Raw genomic sequence first — 16081 nt, forward strand, 5'->3', positions numbered from 1 at the left:
CCCGAAGAAAAATCCGCTCAATAGGGTTTCTATGCAACGGCTCGGCGCATGGCTATCATTCGGGCCTCATTGTGAGGCGAGACTTGCATGCTGACGTTGTTAAAGCTTCTCAAGGATGGCCGGTTCCATTCGGGTCAGGCCTTGGGCATCGCTCTGGGTATTAGTCGTAGCGCCGTATGGAAACAGCTCCAGCATCTAGAGGCTGAGCTGGGTTTATCAATCCATAAAGTGCGCGGACGCGGCTATCAATTGGCTGCCCCATTGACGCTGCTCGATCCTGTTGAAATAAGTGCCAAGTCGCCCGTTTGCGGCTGGCCTGTCCAGGTCTTCGATTCTATCGACTCTACCAACGCCGAAGCTCTGCGCGCCATCGAGCGAGGGCAGGCTGCGCCTTTTTTAGTAGTTGCAGAGCGGCAGACGGCTGGTCGCGGGCGGCGAGGTCGTAAATGGGTGAGTCCATTCGCGGAAAACATCTATTACAGCCTGGTGCTGCGCATTGAAGGTGGAATGCGGCAGTTGGAAGGCTTGAGTCTGGTCGTTGGCCTCGCCGTAATGCACGCCTTGCGAAAGCAAGGTGTTCCGGGTGTGGGGTTGAAGTGGCCTAACGATCTTCTTGTGGGGCAAAAAAAAATCGCCGGCATACTGCTCGAGCTGGTGGGTGATCCCGCAGACGTGTGCCACGTAGTGCTAGGTGTGGGAATCAATGTAAACATGCAGCTGGCTGATGAGGTTGATCAGGAGTGGACATCCATGCGGCTTGAGTCCGGCCAGGTATTTGATCGCAATCAGCTCGTGGCGGAGCTAGGGTTGGTGCTCCAGGCTTACTTGAATCGTCATCAGATCGATGGATTTGCTGCTATCCATGCGGAGTGGGAGCAAAACCATCTATGGCAGGGGCGCTCAGTGTCGTTGATTGCCGGCGTTAACCGGATAGATGGCGTTGTAATGGGTATCGATAGCCAGGGTGCCCTGCGCTTGAAGGTGGGTGATGTGGAAAAAATCTTTAGTGGTGGTGAGCTCAGTTTGAGGTTGCGTGATGATTCTTGAGCTCGACTGCGGAAACAGCTTTATCAAGTGGCGTGTGCTCGGTGCGGACGTCCGGTTGGTGGTCGCCGAAGGCGTGGTCGATTCGGATCTTGCGTTGCTGGAGAGTTTGAATCAGCTCGGTGGCTTGGCTCTCAAGCATTGTCGCCTGGTAAGCGTCAGAACTGGCGAAGAAACTGGCGCCCTGATTTCCCTTCTGTCTGACGCATTCGGGGTGTCTGTGACATGCGCGGCACCCGCTCGTGAAATATCCGGCGTGCGCAATGGCTACGAAGATTACGAAAGGCTCGGTCTCGATCGCTGGCTCGCGATGCTCGGTGGGTTTCATCTGGCTTCGGGAGCTTGTCTGGTGTTGGATTTCGGTACGGCGGTCACTGCTGACTTCATCGCTGGTGATGGAGAGCATCTGGGAGGATTCATTTGTCCGGGCATGCCTTTGATGCGCAATCAGTTACGCACTCACACCCGGCGAATCCGTTATGGGGATCTGGCGGCTGAGCGTGCTTTGGAAAGTCTTGTTCCTGGTCGGACAACTGTCGAGGCGGTTGAGAGAGGGTGTTCCTTGATGCTTCGAGGTTTTGTTCTGACCCAGCTCGAATTGGCGCGTAGGTACTGGGGGGAGGGTTTCACTGTATTCCTCACTGGTGGTGATGCGGACCTGGTTTCTGAGGTCGTGCCTGAGGCTAGAGTAGTCCCTGATCTGGTGTTTGTAGGTTTGGCTATGGCGTGTCCTTTGCCCTGAGGTTTTTATGCGTTGGTTGTTTCTGCTGCTGCTTGTGCTCAATGTGTTTTATTACGTGTGGCATCAACAAGAGGCGCCACTTCGTGCGAAAGACGTAACGCCTTTAAGTCTGTATCGAGGTTCCCAGCAGGATATTCGCTTGTTGAGCGAGGCGACTGACACCGCTCGTGACAAGGGAAAGCCTCTCCAGGCGGACAATGATTGTCTCTATGTCGGAGGTTTTGCTCGGCAGGACATCCAGCAGGCAGTTGAGCGTCGATTAAATAGCATGGATATCAAGGTTCAGTCGTTGCCGAAGGACTCCCCTGAATCTGGAGGATTTTGGGTTCGCGTGGCGCCCGAAAGCCGGCGTTCGCTGGATGACTCGAAGCTTCAAAACCTTTCCAAAGAATTCAATGAGTTAAAACATAAAATAATGCCGTGCCAGGGGGTTGCACCTGTCGAATAGTTTGCATAGAATGGCGCCCGCTTCGCAGTGAAGACCTTTAACGGTAAGCACTGCGAAACGAGGTCAACGCAGCTAACCTCAGGTTTTTAATGAGAAAATGCTTGACAGAAGGCTGGCATGATATAGAATGCCGGCTCGCTTAGGAGGGGTTCCCGAGCGGCCAAAGGGATCAGACTGTAAATCTGACGTCTACGACTTCGAAGGTTCGAATCCTTCCCCCTCCACCATTTTTAGCGAGAGCTGCAAGCTCCGCGGGTATAGTTTAGTGGTAGAACCTCAGCCTTCCAAGCTGATGATGCGGGTTCGATTCCCGCTACCCGCTCCAAGTTTGCAGGTCCTGCAAAGTGTTTTGCTCTTGTAGCTCAGTTGGTAGAGCACACCCTTGGTAAGGGTGAGGTCAGCGGTTCAAATCCGCTCAAGAGCTCCATATAACAAGGCAGATATGAAAATATCTGCCTTTGTTTTAATGGCTGATGTTACTTGCTCAATTCTTCTGCTGGGAGTTATTTTCGATGGCTAAGGAAAAGTTCGAACGTAATAAGCCGCACGTCAACGTGGGCACCATTGGTCACGTTGACCATGGCAAAACTACTTTGACCGCAGCCTTGACCCGCGTTTGCTCCGAAGTTTTCGGTTCGGCAAAGGTTGACTTCGACAAGATCGATAGCGCCCCAGAAGAAAAAGCTCGTGGCATCACCATCAACACCGCTCACGTTGAGTACGATTCGGCCGTGCGTCACTACGCACACGTTGACTGTCCAGGTCACGCCGACTACGTAAAAAACATGATTACCGGTGCTGCTCAGATGGATGGCGCGATCCTGGTTTGCTCGGCCGCTGATGGTCCGATGCCGCAAACCCGTGAGCACATCTTGCTCTCTCGCCAGGTTGGCGTTCCGTACATCGTTGTCTTCCTGAACAAGGCTGACATGGTTGATGATGCGGAGCTGCTCGAGCTGGTTGAGATGGAAGTGCGTGATCTTCTGAGTGCTTACGATTTCCCGGGTGATGATACTCCTATCATTATCGGTTCTGCGCTGATGGCGTTGAACGGTCAAGACGACAACGAGATGGGCACGACTGCCGTCAAGAAGTTGGTTGAGACTCTGGATAGCTACATTCCGCAGCCTGAGCGTGCTATTGACAAGCCGTTCCTGATGCCGATCGAGGATGTATTCTCGATCTCCGGTCGCGGTACCGTTGTGACTGGTCGTGTTGAGCGTGGCATTGTTCGCATTCAGGAAGAAGTTGAGATTGTTGGTCTTCGTGACACTGTCAAAACTACTTGCACTGGTGTTGAGATGTTTCGCAAGCTGCTCGACGAAGGTCGTGCTGGCGAGAACTGCGGTGTGCTGCTGCGCGGCACCAAGCGTGATGATGTTGAGCGTGGCCAGGTTCTGGTCAAGCCGGGCACTGTCAAGCCGCACACCAAGTTCACTGCAGAGGTTTACGTTCTGAGCAAGGAGGAGGGCGGTCGTCACACTCCGTTCTTTAAAGGCTACCGTCCACAGTTCTACTTCCGTACTACGGATGTGACCGGTAACTGCGAATTGCCAGAAGGCGTTGAAATGGTGATGCCGGGTGATAACGTTCAGATGACCGTTACCCTGATCAAAACCATCGCGATGGAAGATGGTCTTCGTTTCGCTATCCGTGAGGGCGGTCGTACCGTCGGCGCTGGTGTCGTAGCTAAAGTCATCGAGTAAGTTGTTGTAATGTCTTTTTCGGGCCGGCATAATGGTCGGCCTGATTTTGTTTTAGGTCAGTAGCTCAATTGGCAGAGCGACGGTCTCCAAAACCGTAGGTTGGGGGTTCGATTCCCTCCTGACCTGCCAGATTCACTTGGTGTGTCTGGCTTTCTTTTCACAGGATCTTCATAGATGACTCCTAAAGCTGAAGCTCAAGGCTCTCGCTTCGATCTGCTCAAGTGGCTAGTAGTAGTCGCTTTGGTGGTTGTTGGCGTTGTTGGCAATCAGTATTACTCTGCTTCGCCGATCCTGTACCGCGTACTAGCTTTGCTCGCCATTGCTGCTGTAGCTGCCTTTGTAGGCCTGCAAACAGTCAAGGGCAAGTCTTTCTTTGTACTGGTTAAGGAAGCTCGCACCGAGATTCGTAAAGTCGTATGGCCAACTCGCCAAGAAACCACGCAGACCACGTTGATTGTTGTGGCTGTTGTTCTGGTTATGGCGTTGCTGTTGTGGGGGCTTGATTCCCTGCTCGGCTGGCTTGTTTCCTTGATTGTCGGCTAAGGGTGTCCCGTGGCTAAGCGTTGGTACGTTGTGCATGCTTACTCCGGTTACGAGAAGCATGTCATGCGCTCGTTGTTAGAGCGCGTAAAGCTGGCTGGCATGGAAGATGGCTTCGGCGAAATTCTGGTTCCCACTGAAGAAGTGGTTGAAATGCGTAATGGCCAGAAACGCAAAAGCGAACGTAAATTCTTCCCAGGTTACGTGCTGGTCCAGATGGACATGAATGAGGGTACTTGGCACTTGGTCAAGGATACTCCTCGGGTGATGGGTTTTATCGGCGGTACCGCTGACAAGCCTGCGCCAATTACAGATAAAGAGGCAGAAGCGATTCTGCGTCGCGTTGCTGATGGTAGCGACAAGCCGAAGCCGAAGACTCTCTTCGAGCCGGGCGAGTCGGTTCGAGTCAATGACGGGCCGTTTGCTGATTTTACCGGCACGGTTGAAGAAGTTAACTACGAAAAGAGCCGGATCCAAGTGGCAGTGCTCATTTTCGGTCGCTCTACTCCGGTAGAGCTAGAGTTCAGCCAGGTCGAAAAGGTCTAGCTGAACAAGCATCCCAACCCCGCAGCCCTAGGCTGTGGGGTTTTGTCGTCACTGGGATAAACGCGCAAGTAACCGGGGAGCCTTTCGAGGCGTTCGAACCCGTAATTGGAGTGCCTCATGGCCAAGAAGATTACCGCTTACATCAAGCTGCAAGTGAAGGCCGCTCAGGCTAACCCAAGTCCACCTGTTGGTCCTGCTCTGGGTCAGCACGGCGTGAACATCATGGAATTCTGCAAGGCTTTCAACGCCCGTACTCAGGGTCTTGAAGCAGGTCTGCCGACTCCAGTGATCATCACTGTCTATAGCGACCGTAGCTTCACTTTCGAAACCAAATCCACACCTGCTTCGGTTCTGCTGAAGAAAGCTGCTGGTCTGACTAGCGGTTCGGCTCGTCCGAACACCGTCAAGGTTGGCACCGTTACCCGTGCTCAGCTGGAAGAAATCGCGAAAACCAAAAACGCGGATCTGACTGCAGCTGATATGGACGCGGCCGTGCGTACTATCGCCGGTTCTGCTCGTAGCATGGGCCTTAACGTGGAGGGTGTGTAATGGCTAAGTTGACCAAGCGTCAAAAGGCTATCGCCGGCAAAATCGAAGCAGGCAAGTCCTACAACTTTGTAGACGCTGCCGCTCTGCTGGCCGAGCTGTCGACCGTCAAGTTCAGCGAGTCGTTTGACGTTGCTGTAAACCTGGGTGTTGACCCGCGTAAATCCGACCAGGTTGTTCGTAGCGCTACTGTGCTGCCACACGGCACTGGCAAGACTGTTCGCGTTGCTGTGTTCACCCAGGGTCCAGCTGCTGAGGCCGCTCTGGCTGCCGGCGCTGACCGTGTAGGTATGGACGATCTGGCTGCCGAAATGAAAGGCGGCGACCTGAACTATGACGTAGTTATCGCATCCCCGGATGCAATGCGCGTTGTTGGTCAGTTGGGTCAGATCCTCGGTCCACGTGGCCTGATGCCTAACCCTAAAGTCGGCACCGTAACTCCAGACGTAGCTACCGCGGTTAAAAACGCCAAGGCTGGTCAGGTTCGTTATCGCACCGACAAAAACGGCATCATCCACACTTCCGTTGGCAAAGTCGGTTTCGACGCTGTCAAGCTGAAGGAAAACGTTGAAGCCCTGATCGCTGATCTGAAGCGTATCAAGCCAGCTTCCTCGAAAGGTATTTACGTCAAGCGCGTTACCCTGAGCACCACCATGGGCCCAGGTCTGGTCATCGACCAAGGCTCGCTCGACGCGTAAGACACAGGTTGGCGCAAGCGATTGCGCCAATTGAAAGATTGGGGTCCCTGCCTGGCGGGGGCTATCCAAGACCGTAGGCGGCGCAAGTCTTAAACCTCAAGCCTACGCAGATGGTGCTCCCGGTTCCTTACCGAATCAGACACCAAAACGACATCCGGCTCAGGTTGGATGAAACGGTAACAAGCAGGAGTTAAACCCGTGGCAATTAAACTCGAAGACAAGAAGGCCATCGTCGCTGAAGTCAACGAGGCTGCCAATGTTGCCCTGTCTGCTGTTGTGGCTGATGCCCGCGGCGTGACAGTAAGCGCTATGACCGGACTCCGTAAAGAGGCTCGTGAAGCTGGCGTTTACGTACGTGTTGTACGTAACACCCTGCTCAAGCGCGCCGTTGCTGGCACTCAATATGACGTGCTCAACGACGTGTTCACTGGCCCGACCTTGATTGCATTCTCCAAAGAACATCCGGGCGCTGCTGCTCGTATCTTCAAAGAGTTCGCAAAAGGTCAGGATAAGTTCGAGATCAAGGCAGCTGCGTTCGAGGGCAAGTTCCTCGCAGCTAATCAGATCGACGTACTGGCAAGTCTGCCGACCCGTGACGAAGCAATTTCTCAGCTGATGAGCGTGATTCAAGGCGCAACCAGCAAATTGGCTCGTACTCTGGCGGCCCTTCGCGACCAGAAAGAAGCTGCCGCAGCCTGAGGCTGAGCGACTCCTTTCAGCGTTTATTGTTTATTTCGATGGCCGCGTAGGCTGTCACCCCAATACAGGAATTTATAGTCATGTCTCTGACTAACGACCAAATCATCGAAGCAATCGGCGAAAAATCCGTTCTGGAAATCGTTGAGCTGATCAAGGCCATGGAAGAGAAGTTCGGCGTTTCCGCTGCCGCTGCTTCTGCTGGTCCAGCTGCTGTCGCTGCTGTTGTTGAAGAACAAACTGAATTCAACGTCATGCTGCTGGAAGCTGGCGAGAAGAAAGTTAACGTGATCAAGGCAGTACGTGAACTGACCGGTCTGGGCTTGAAAGAAGCCAAGGCTGTAGTTGACGGCGCTCCTGGCGTGGTTCTGGAAGCTGTTTCGAAAGACGCAGCTGACAAAGCCAAAGCCACTCTGGAAGAAGCAGGCGCTAAAGTCGAGCTGAAGTAAGCATCGACTTTGCGTCTCCAGCCCGAGCGTTAAGCGAAAGGCTGATGGCTGGTGGCTCTTGCCACCGGCCTTTTTCCGTTATTGGCAGCCGACTGGGTCGGTGCTGGTAACGAGCTGTAACCACCCGATGCGGTGGAGCAAACCATGGGGTTTGCACGATTTTCTGGCTGCTCCCGTCGGGAGGGGCCAAACAAGCAGGTGACCAAGCTGGGGAACGCTGATGGCTTACTCATATACTGAGAAAAAACGTATCCGCAAGGACTTTAGCAAGTTGCCGGACGTCATGGATGTGCCGTACCTCCTGGCCATCCAGCTGGATTCGTATCGTGAATTCTTGCAAGCGGGAGCGACTAAAGATCAGTTCCGCGACGTGGGCCTGCATGCGGCCTTCAAATCCGTTTTCCCGATCATCAGCTACTCCGGCAATGCTGCGCTGGAGTACGTCGGTTATCGCCTGGGCGAACCGGCATTTGATGTCAAAGAATGCGTATTGCGCGGTGTAACTTACGCCGTACCTTTGCGGGTAAAAGTGCGCCTGATCATTTTCGACAAAGAATCGTCGAACAAAGCGATCAAGGACATCAAAGAGCAAGAAGTCTACATGGGTGAAATCCCCCTGATGACTGAGAACGGTACCTTCGTAATCAACGGTACCGAGCGTGTAATCGTTTCCCAGCTGCACCGTTCCCCGGGCGTGTTCTTCGACCACGACCGTGGCAAGACGCACAGCTCCGGTAAACTGCTGTACTCCGCGCGCATCATTCCTTACCGCGGTTCGTGGTTGGACTTCGAGTTCGACCCGAAAGACTGCGTATTCGTGCGTATCGACCGTCGTCGCAAGCTGCCTGCATCGGTATTGCTGCGCGCGCTCGGTTATACCACTGAAGAAGTGCTGGACGCGTTCTACACCACCAACGTCTTCCACCTGAGCGGCGAAACCCTCAGTCTGGAACTGATTGCTTCGCGTCTGCGTGGTGAAATCGCTGTACTTGATATTCAGGACGAGAAGGGCAAGGTCATTGTTGAGGCTGGTCGCCGTATTACTGCGCGCCACATCAACCAGATCGAAAAAGCCGGTCTCAAAACCCTGGAAGTGCCTCTGGACTACGTCCTGGGCCGCACTACCGCCAAGGCCATCGTGCATCCGGCAACCGGCGAAATCCTGGCAGAGTGCAACACCGAGCTGAACACCGAGATTCTGGCGAAAATCGCCAAGTCGCAGGTTGTTCGCATCGAAACTCTGTACACCAACGATATCGACTGCGGTCCGTTCGTCTCCGACACTCTGAAGATCGACTCCACCAGCAACCAATTGGAAGCGCTGGTTGAGATCTATCGCATGATGCGTCCAGGCGAGCCGCCAACCAAAGACGCTGCCGAGACTCTGTTCAACAACCTGTTCTTCAGCCCTGAGCGCTATGACCTGTCTGCGGTCGGCCGGATGAAGTTCAACCGTCGTATCGGTCGTACCGAGATCGAAGGTTCGGGCGTGTTGTGCAAAGAAGACATCGTCGCGGTTCTGAAGACTCTGGTCGACATCCGTAACGGTAAAGGCATCGTCGATGACATCGATCACCTGGGTAACCGTCGTGTTCGCTGTGTAGGCGAGATGGCCGAGAACCAGTTCCGCGTTGGCCTGGTACGTGTTGAGCGTGCGGTCAAAGAGCGTCTGTCGATGGCTGAAAGCGAAGGCCTGATGCCGCAAGACCTGATCAACGCCAAGCCAGTGGCTGCGGCGGTGAAAGAATTCTTCGGTTCCAGCCAGCTTTCCCAGTTCATGGACCAGAACAACCCGTTGTCCGAGATTACCCACAAGCGTCGTGTGTCTGCACTCGGCCCTGGCGGTTTGACTCGTGAGCGTGCTGGTTTTGAAGTTCGTGACGTACACCCGACTCACTACGGTCGTGTATGCCCGATTGAAACGCCGGAAGGTCCGAACATCGGTCTGATCAACTCCCTGGCTGCCTATGCGCGCACCAACCAGTACGGCTTCCTCGAGAGCCCGTACCGTGTGGTGAAAGACGCCTTGGTTACCGACGAGATCGTGTTCCTGTCCGCCATCGAAGAAGCTGATCACGTGATCGCTCAGGCTTCGGCCACGATGAACGACAAGAAAATGCTGATCGACGAGCTGGTAGCTGTTCGTCACTTGAACGAGTTCACCGTCAAGGCGCCGGAAGACGTCACCTTGATGGACGTATCGCCGAAGCAGGTAGTTTCGGTTGCAGCGTCGCTGATCCCGTTCCTCGAGCACGATGACGCCAACCGTGCGTTGATGGGTTCGAACATGCAGCGTCAAGCTGTACCAACCCTGCGCGCCGACAAGCCGCTGGTCGGTACCGGCATGGAGCGTAACGTAGCTCGTGACTCCGGCGTTTGCGTCGTGGCTCGTCGTGGTGGCGTGATCGATTCCGTTGATGCCAGCCGTATCGTGGTTCGTGTTGCTGATGACGAAGTTGAAACCGGTGAAGCTGGTGTCGACATCTACAACCTGACCAAATACACCCGCTCCAACCAGAACACCTGCATTAACCAGCGTCCGCTGGTGCGTAAAGGTGATCGGGTTCAGCGCAGCGACATCATGGCCGATGGTCCGTCCACCGACATGGGTGAGCTGGCACTGGGTCAGAACATGCGCATCGCGTTCATGGCCTGGAACGGTTACAACTTCGAAGACTCCATCTGCCTGTCGGAACGAGTTGTTCAAGAAGATCGCTTCACCACGATCCACATTCAGGAACTGACCTGTGTGGCACGTGACACCAAGCTTGGGCCAGAGGAAATCACTGCAGACATCCCGAACGTGGGTGAAGCTGCACTGAACAAACTGGACGAAGCCGGTATCGTTTACGTAGGTGCTGAAGTTGGCGCTGGCGACATTCTGGTCGGTAAGGTCACTCCGAAAGGCGAGACTCAACTGACTCCAGAAGAGAAGCTGTTGCGTGCCATCTTCGGTGAAAAAGCCAGCGACGTTAAAGACACCTCCCTGCGCGTGCCTACCGGCACCAAGGGTACCGTCATCGACGTACAGGTCTTCACCCGTGACGGCGTTGAGCGTGATGCTCGTGCTCTGTCCATCGAGAAGACTCAACTCGACGAGATCCGCAAGGATCTGAACGAAGAGTTCCGTATCGTTGAAGGCGCAACTTTCGAACGTCTGCGTTCCGCTCTGGTCGGCCATAAAGCCGAAGGCGGCGCCGGCCTGAAGAAAGGTCAGGACATCACCGACGAAGTTCTCGACGGTCTTGAGCATGGTCAGTGGTTCAAACTGCGCATGACTGAAGATGCTCTGAACGAGCAGCTCGAGAAGGCCCAGGCCTACATCGTTGATCGTCGCCGTCTGCTGGACGACAAGTTCGAAGACAAGAAGCGCAAACTGCAGCAGGGCGATGACCTGGCTCCAGGCGTGCTGAAAATCGTCAAGGTTTACCTGGCAATCCGTCGCCGCATCCAGCCGGGCGACAAGATGGCCGGTCGTCACGGTAACAAAGGTGTGGTCTCCGTGATCATGCCGGTTGAAGACATGCCGCACGATGCCAATGGCACCCCGGTCGACGTCGTCCTCAACCCGTTGGGCGTACCTTCGCGTATGAACGTTGGTCAGATCCTTGAAACCCACCTCGGCCTCGCGGCCAAAGGTCTGGGCGAGAAGATCAACCGGATGATCGAAGAGCAGCGCAAAGTCGCTGAGCTTCGTAAATTCCTCGACGAGATCTACAACCAGATCGGCGGTCGTAACGAAGATCTGGATAGCTTCTCCGACCAGGAAATCCTGGATCTGGCGAAGAACCTGCGTGGCGGCGTTCCAATGGCCACTCCAGTGTTCGACGGCGCCAAGGAAAGCGAAATCAAGGCCATGCTGAAACTGGCAGACCTGCCAGAAAGCGGCCAGATGCAGCTGACCGACGGCCGTACCGGCAACAAGTTCGAGCGCCCGGTTACTGTTGGCTACATGTACATGCTGAAGCTGAACCACTTGGTAGACGACAAGATGCACGCTCGTTCTACCGGTTCGTACAGCCTGGTTACCCAGCAGCCGCTGGGTGGTAAGGCACAGTTCGGTGGTCAGCGTTTCGGGGAGATGGAGGTCTGGGCACTGGAAGCATACGGTGCCGCTTACACTCTGCAAGAAATGCTCACAGTGAAGTCGGACGATGTGAACGGCCGTACCAAGATGTACAAAAACATCGTGGATGGCGATCACCGTATGGAGCCGGGCATGCCCGAGTCTTTCAACGTGTTGATCAAGGAAATTCGTTCCCTCGGCATCGATATCGATCTGGAAACCGAATAACACGTGACGCGAATCGAGAGCGGGGCAGGATTGCCCGCTCTCTGCTCCGCCAGGAGGAAAGGCCTTGAAAGACCTACTGAATTTGCTGAAAAACCAGGGTCAAGTCGAAGAGTTCGACGCCATCCGTATTGGATTGGCATCGCCTGAGATGATCCGTTCGTGGTCGTTCGGTGAAGTTAAAAAGCCGGAAACCATCAACTACCGTACGTTCAAACCTGAGCGTGACGGCCTGTTCTGCGCCAAGATCTTTGGCCCGGTAAAGGATTACGAGTGCCTGTGCGGTAAGTACAAGCGCTTGAAGCACCGTGGCGTGATCTGCGAGAAGTGCGGCGTTGAAGTCGCGCTGGCCAAAGTTCGTCGTGAGCGCATGGCGCACATCGAACTGGCTTCGCCGGTTGCCCATATCTGGTTCCTGAAATCGCTGCCGTCGCGTATCGGTTTGCTGATGGACATGACCCTGCGTGATATCGAACGCGTTCTCTACTTCGAGAGCTATGTCGTTATCGATCCAGGCATGACCACCCTTGAAAAAGGTCAGCTGCTCAACGACGAGCAGTACTTCGAAGCGCTGGAAGAGTTCGGCGACGATTTCGATGCCCGCATGGGTGCCGAAGCTGTCCGCGAACTGCTGCACGCTATCGACCTGGAACACGAGATTGGCCGTCTGCGCGAAGAAATTCCGCAAACCAACTCCGAAACCAAAATCAAGAAGCTTTCCAAGCGTCTGAAGTTGATGGAAGCCTTCCAGGGTTCCGGCAACCTTCCAGAATGGATGGTGCTGACCGTTCTGCCGGTTCTGCCGCCAGATCTGCGTCCACTGGTCCCGCTGGATGGCGGTCGCTTCGCGACTTCCGACCTCAACGATCTGTATCGTCGAGTGATCAACCGTAACAACCGCTTGAAGCGTCTGCTCGATCTGTCCGCTCCGGACATCATCGTGCGCAACGAAAAGCGTATGTTGCAGGAAGCTGTCGATGCACTGCTCGACAACGGTCGTCGTGGCCGCGCTATCACCGGTTCGAACAAGCGTCCTCTGAAATCCCTGGCCGACATGATCAAGGGTAAGCAAGGTCGTTTCCGTCAGAACTTGCTCGGTAAGCGTGTTGACTACTCCGGTCGTTCGGTGATTACCGTAGGTCCGACCCTGCGTCTGCACCAGTGCGGTCTGCCGAAGAAAATGGCTCTCGAGCTGTTCAAGCCGTTCATTTTCGGCAAGCTGGAAATGCGTGGTCTCGCGACCACCATCAAAGCCGCCAAGAAAATGGTCGAGCGCGAACTGCCAGAGGTTTGGGACGTTCTCGCTGAAGTGATCCGTGAGCACCCGGTTCTCCTCAACCGTGCACCGACCCTTCACCGTCTGGGCATCCAGGCGTTTGAACCGGTACTGATCGAAGGTAAGGCTATCCAGCTGCACCCTCTGGTCTGTGCTGCGTACAACGCCGACTTCGACGGCGACCAAATGGCCGTGCACGTACCGCTGACACTGGAAGCCCAGTTGGAAGCGCGTGCGTTGATGATGTCGACCAACAACATTCTGTCGCCAGCCAACGGTGAGCCAATCATCGTTCCGTCGCAGGACGTTGTATTGGGTCTGTACTACATGACTCGTGAAGCGATCAACGCCAAGGGCGAAGGTCGTGTGTTCGCGGATCTGCAAGAAGTTGACCGTGTGTTCCGTGCCGGCGAAGCCGCACTGCACGCTAAAGTCAAAGTGCGGATCCACGAAACCGTCAACGATCGTGATGGTGGCAGCGTCAAGAACACCCGTATCGTCGACACCACTGTCGGCCGTGCGCTGTTGTTCCAGGTTGTTCCACCTGGCCTGTCGTACGACGTCGTTAACCAGCCGATGAAGAAAAAGGCGATCTCCAAGCTGATCAACCAGTGCTACCGCGTGGTTGGTTTGAAAGAGACCGTGATCTTCGCTGACCAGTTGATGTACACCGGTTTTGCCTATTCGACCATTTCCGGCGTTTCCATCGGTGTTAACGACTTCGTTATCCCGGATGAAAAAGCCCGCATCATCAATGCTGCTACTGATGAAGTGAAAGAGATCGAAAGTCAGTACGCCTCCGGCCTGGTAACCCAGGGCGAGAAGTACAACAAAGTGATCGACCTTTGGTCCAAGGCGAACGACGAAGTTTCCAAGGCGATGATGGCCAACCTCTCGAAAGAGAAAGTCATCGACCGTCATGGCGTCGAAGTCGACCAAGAGTCCTTCAACTCGATGTACATGATGGCCGACTCGGGCGCGCGGGGTTCTGCTGCGCAGATCCGTCAGCTCGCCGGTATGCGTGGCCTGATGGCCAAGCCGGACGGTTCCATCATCGAAACGCCGATTACTGCGAACTTCCGTGAAGGTTTGAGCGTACTTCAGTACTTCATCTCCACTCACGGTGCTCGTAAAGGTTTGGCGGATACCGCGTTGAAAACTGCGAACTCCGGTTACCTGACTCGTCGTCTGGTAGACGTGGCGCAGGATCTGGTTGTGACCGAGATCGATTGCGGCACCGAACACGGCCTGGTAATGACTCCGCACATTGAAGGCGGTGACGTTGTTGAGCCGCTGGGTGAGCGCGTATTGGGTCGAGTTATCGCCCGTGACGTGTTCAAGCCGGGTACCGAAGAAATCATCGTTCCTGCCGGCACATTGGTAGACGAGAAGTGGGTCGAGTTCATCGAGCTGAACAGCATCGACGAAGTGATCGTGCGTTCGCCGATCAGCTGCGAAACCCGCTACGGCATTTGCGCCAAGTGCTACGGCCGTGACTTGGCTCGTGGTCACCAGGTGAACATCGGTGAAGCGGTCGGCGTTATCGCTGCCCAGTCCATCGGTGAGCCGGGTACCCAGCTGACCATGCGTACGTTCCACATCGGTGGTGCGGCAAGCCGGACCTCCGCCGCTGACAGTGTTCAGGTGAAGAATGGCGGTACCGTCCGTCTGCACAACCTGAAGCACGTTGAGCGAGTGGATGGTTGCCTGGTTGCTGTGTCCCGTTCCGGTGAGCTGGCAATCGCTGATGACTTCGGTCGTGAACGCGAGCGTTACAAGCTGCCGTACGGTGCTGTGATTTCGGTTAAAGAGGGTGACAAGGTCGACGCTGGCGCAATCGTGGCCAAGTGGGATCCGCACACTCACCCAATCGTTACCGAAATGAAAGGTACCGTGACCTACGTGGGCATGGAAGAAGGCATCACGATCAAACGTCAGACTGACGAATTGACCGGTATGACCAACATTGAAGTACTCGACGCCAAAGACCGTCCAGCTGCCGGTAAGGACATCCGTCCTGCCGTTAAGATGGTCGGTGTCGATGGCAAGGATCTGCTGCTGCCAGGTACCGACGTACCGGCCCAGTACTTCCTGCCGGCCAACGCCCTGGTCGGTGTAGCGGATGGTGTGCAGGTTGCGATCGGTGATGTTATCGCCCGTATCCCGCAAGAAACTTCGAAAACCCGCGACATCACCGGTGGTCTGCCGCGTGTTGCCGACTTGTTCGAAGCCCGTCGTCCGAAAGAAGCCTCGATCCTGGCTGAAGTCAGCGGCACCATCGCGTTCGGTAAAGAGACCAAAGGCAAGCGCCGTCTGGTTATCACTCCGAACGACGGTACCGATCCGTACGAAGAGCTGATTCCGAAGTGGCGTCACCTGAACGTCTTCGAAGGCGAACAGGTAAACCGCGGCGAAGTTATCTCCGACGGCCCGAGCGATCCACACGACATCCTGCGTTTGCTGGGTGTGAGTGCGCTGGCCAAGTACATCGTGAACGAGATCCAGGACGTTTATCGTCTGCAAGGCGTGAAGATCAACGACAAGCACATCGAGACCATCCTGCGTCAGATGCTGCGTAAAGTTGAAATCGCTGAATCCGGCGACTCGACTTTCATCAAGGGCGACCAGATGGAGTTGACTCACGTTCTGGTAGAGAACGAGCGTCTGGCTGGCGACGAGAAATTCGTTTCCAAGTTCACTCGCGTGCTGTTGGGTATCACCAAGGCGTCGTTGTCCACCGAATCGTTCATCTCGGCGGCTTCCTTCCAGGAAACCACTCGCGTACTGACCGAAGCGGCGGTAACCGGCAAGCGCGATTACCTGCGCGGCCTGAAAGAAAACGTGGTCGTGGGTCGTCTGATCCCGGCCGGTACCGGTCTGGCTTATCACAGCGAGCGCAAGCGCCGCCGTGATGCTGACAAACCGTTGCGCGTAAGCGCCAGTGAAGTGGAAGCCGCACTGACCGAAGCATTGAACTCGAGCGGTAACTGAGTTCTGCAGTAAATAAGCGTGGGGCCCCGGCCTTTCCGTTCATCGAATCGAGACAATTTGTCGAGGTTGGATGAGTGGGGAGGTTGGGGCCTTGCCTTGACTGGGGGC

Annotated in this window: 12 protein-coding genes and 4 tRNA genes; all 16 read left to right on the forward strand. The window is 55.1% G+C overall.

What is annotated here, in order from left to right:
* Positions 1-87 precede the first annotated feature (87 nt).
* The gene (gene birA / locus HB680_RS27470; RefSeq protein WP_213941520.1) at positions 88-1047 is read left to right on the forward strand and encodes a bifunctional biotin--[acetyl-CoA-carboxylase] ligase/biotin operon repressor BirA; all 960 of its coding nucleotides are present in this window, start codon (positions 88-90) and stop codon (positions 1045-1047) included.
* On the forward strand, positions 1037-1786 hold the full coding sequence (locus tag HB680_RS27475; protein ID WP_213941521.1) for a pantothenate kinase: 750 nt from the start codon (positions 1037-1039) through the stop codon (positions 1784-1786). The genes birA and HB680_RS27475 overlap by 11 nt, the downstream gene beginning before the upstream one ends.
* Positions 1787-1793: 7 nt before the next feature.
* Entirely contained in the window at positions 1794-2234 is a 441-nt protein-coding gene (locus HB680_RS27480) for a hypothetical protein (protein ID WP_213941522.1), read from the forward strand.
* Positions 2235-2376: 142 nt separating this feature from the next.
* A tRNA-Tyr gene (locus tag HB680_RS27485) sits at positions 2377-2461 on the forward strand.
* 24 nt (positions 2462-2485) lie between these two features.
* Positions 2486-2559, forward strand: a tRNA-Gly gene (locus HB680_RS27490).
* Positions 2560-2585: 26 nt separating this feature from the next.
* Positions 2586-2661: transfer RNA gene (locus tag HB680_RS27495), tRNA-Thr, on the forward strand.
* An 85-nt stretch (positions 2662-2746) separates the two neighbouring features.
* Entirely contained in the window at positions 2747-3940 is a 1194-nt protein-coding gene (tuf, locus tag HB680_RS27500) for an elongation factor Tu (protein WP_019693885.1), read from the forward strand.
* 53 nt (positions 3941-3993) lie between these two features.
* Positions 3994-4069: transfer RNA gene (locus tag HB680_RS27505), tRNA-Trp, on the forward strand.
* 45 nt (positions 4070-4114) lie between these two features.
* Positions 4115-4483, forward strand: coding sequence for a preprotein translocase subunit SecE (gene secE / locus HB680_RS27510; RefSeq protein ID WP_008145488.1), 369 nt, complete (start codon positions 4115-4117; stop codon positions 4481-4483).
* A 9-nt stretch (positions 4484-4492) separates the two neighbouring features.
* A complete protein-coding gene (nusG, locus tag HB680_RS27515) occupies positions 4493-5026 on the forward strand; it encodes a transcription termination/antitermination protein NusG (RefSeq protein ID WP_054052239.1) in 534 nt (177 codons plus the stop codon).
* A 117-nt stretch (positions 5027-5143) separates the two neighbouring features.
* The gene (gene rplK, locus HB680_RS27520) at positions 5144-5575 is read left to right on the forward strand and encodes a 50S ribosomal protein L11 (RefSeq protein WP_003228756.1); all 432 of its coding nucleotides are present in this window, start codon (positions 5144-5146) and stop codon (positions 5573-5575) included.
* Positions 5575-6270, forward strand: coding sequence for a 50S ribosomal protein L1 (rplA, locus tag HB680_RS27525; RefSeq protein WP_007896626.1), 696 nt, complete (start codon positions 5575-5577; stop codon positions 6268-6270). The genes rplK and rplA overlap by 1 nt, the downstream gene beginning before the upstream one ends.
* 198 nt (positions 6271-6468) lie before the next feature.
* Entirely contained in the window at positions 6469-6969 is a 501-nt protein-coding gene (gene rplJ, locus HB680_RS27530; RefSeq protein ID WP_028621539.1) for a 50S ribosomal protein L10, read from the forward strand.
* 80 nt (positions 6970-7049) lie between these two features.
* Positions 7050-7415 (forward strand): 50S ribosomal protein L7/L12, encoded by a 366-nt coding sequence (gene rplL, locus HB680_RS27535; protein ID WP_008145490.1) that lies wholly within the window; start codon positions 7050-7052, stop codon positions 7413-7415.
* A gap of 220 nt (positions 7416-7635) precedes the next feature.
* Positions 7636-11709 (forward strand): DNA-directed RNA polymerase subunit beta, encoded by a 4074-nt coding sequence (gene rpoB / locus HB680_RS27540; RefSeq protein WP_150658338.1) that lies wholly within the window; start codon positions 7636-7638, stop codon positions 11707-11709.
* A gap of 64 nt (positions 11710-11773) precedes the next feature.
* Positions 11774-15973 carry a DNA-directed RNA polymerase subunit beta' gene (gene rpoC / locus HB680_RS27545; protein ID WP_123509957.1) on the forward strand — a complete coding sequence of 1400 codons (4200 nt, stop codon included), beginning with the start codon at positions 11774-11776 and terminating at the stop codon, positions 15971-15973.
* Positions 15974-16081: the final 108 nt, after the last annotated feature.

It is taken from the genome of Pseudomonas sp. dw_612 (assembly GCF_018449725.1).
In the GTDB taxonomy this organism is placed as follows: Bacteria; Pseudomonadota; Gammaproteobacteria; order Pseudomonadales; family Pseudomonadaceae; genus Aquipseudomonas.

Bases quoted from the DNA above. Each gene is read 5' to 3' on its own strand.
- birA (WP_213941520.1), top strand. From the start codon at position 88: ATGCTGACGTTGTTAAAGCTTCTCAAGGATGGCCGGTTCCATTCGGGT.
- HB680_RS27475 (WP_213941521.1), top strand. From the start codon at position 1,037: ATGATTCTTGAGCTCGACTGCGGAAACAGCTTTATCAAGTGGCGTGTG.
- HB680_RS27480 (WP_213941522.1), top strand. From the start codon at position 1,794: ATGCGTTGGTTGTTTCTGCTGCTGCTTGTGCTCAATGTGTTTTATTAC.
- tuf (WP_019693885.1), top strand. From the start codon at position 2,747: ATGGCTAAGGAAAAGTTCGAACGTAATAAGCCGCACGTCAACGTGGGC.
- secE (WP_008145488.1), top strand. From the start codon at position 4,115: ATGACTCCTAAAGCTGAAGCTCAAGGCTCTCGCTTCGATCTGCTCAAG.
- rplK (WP_003228756.1), top strand. From the start codon at position 5,144: ATGGCCAAGAAGATTACCGCTTACATCAAGCTGCAAGTGAAGGCCGCT.
- rplA (WP_007896626.1), top strand. From the start codon at position 5,575: ATGGCTAAGTTGACCAAGCGTCAAAAGGCTATCGCCGGCAAAATCGAA.
- rplL (WP_008145490.1), top strand. From the start codon at position 7,050: ATGTCTCTGACTAACGACCAAATCATCGAAGCAATCGGCGAAAAATCC.
- rpoB (WP_150658338.1), top strand. From the start codon at position 7,636: ATGGCTTACTCATATACTGAGAAAAAACGTATCCGCAAGGACTTTAGC.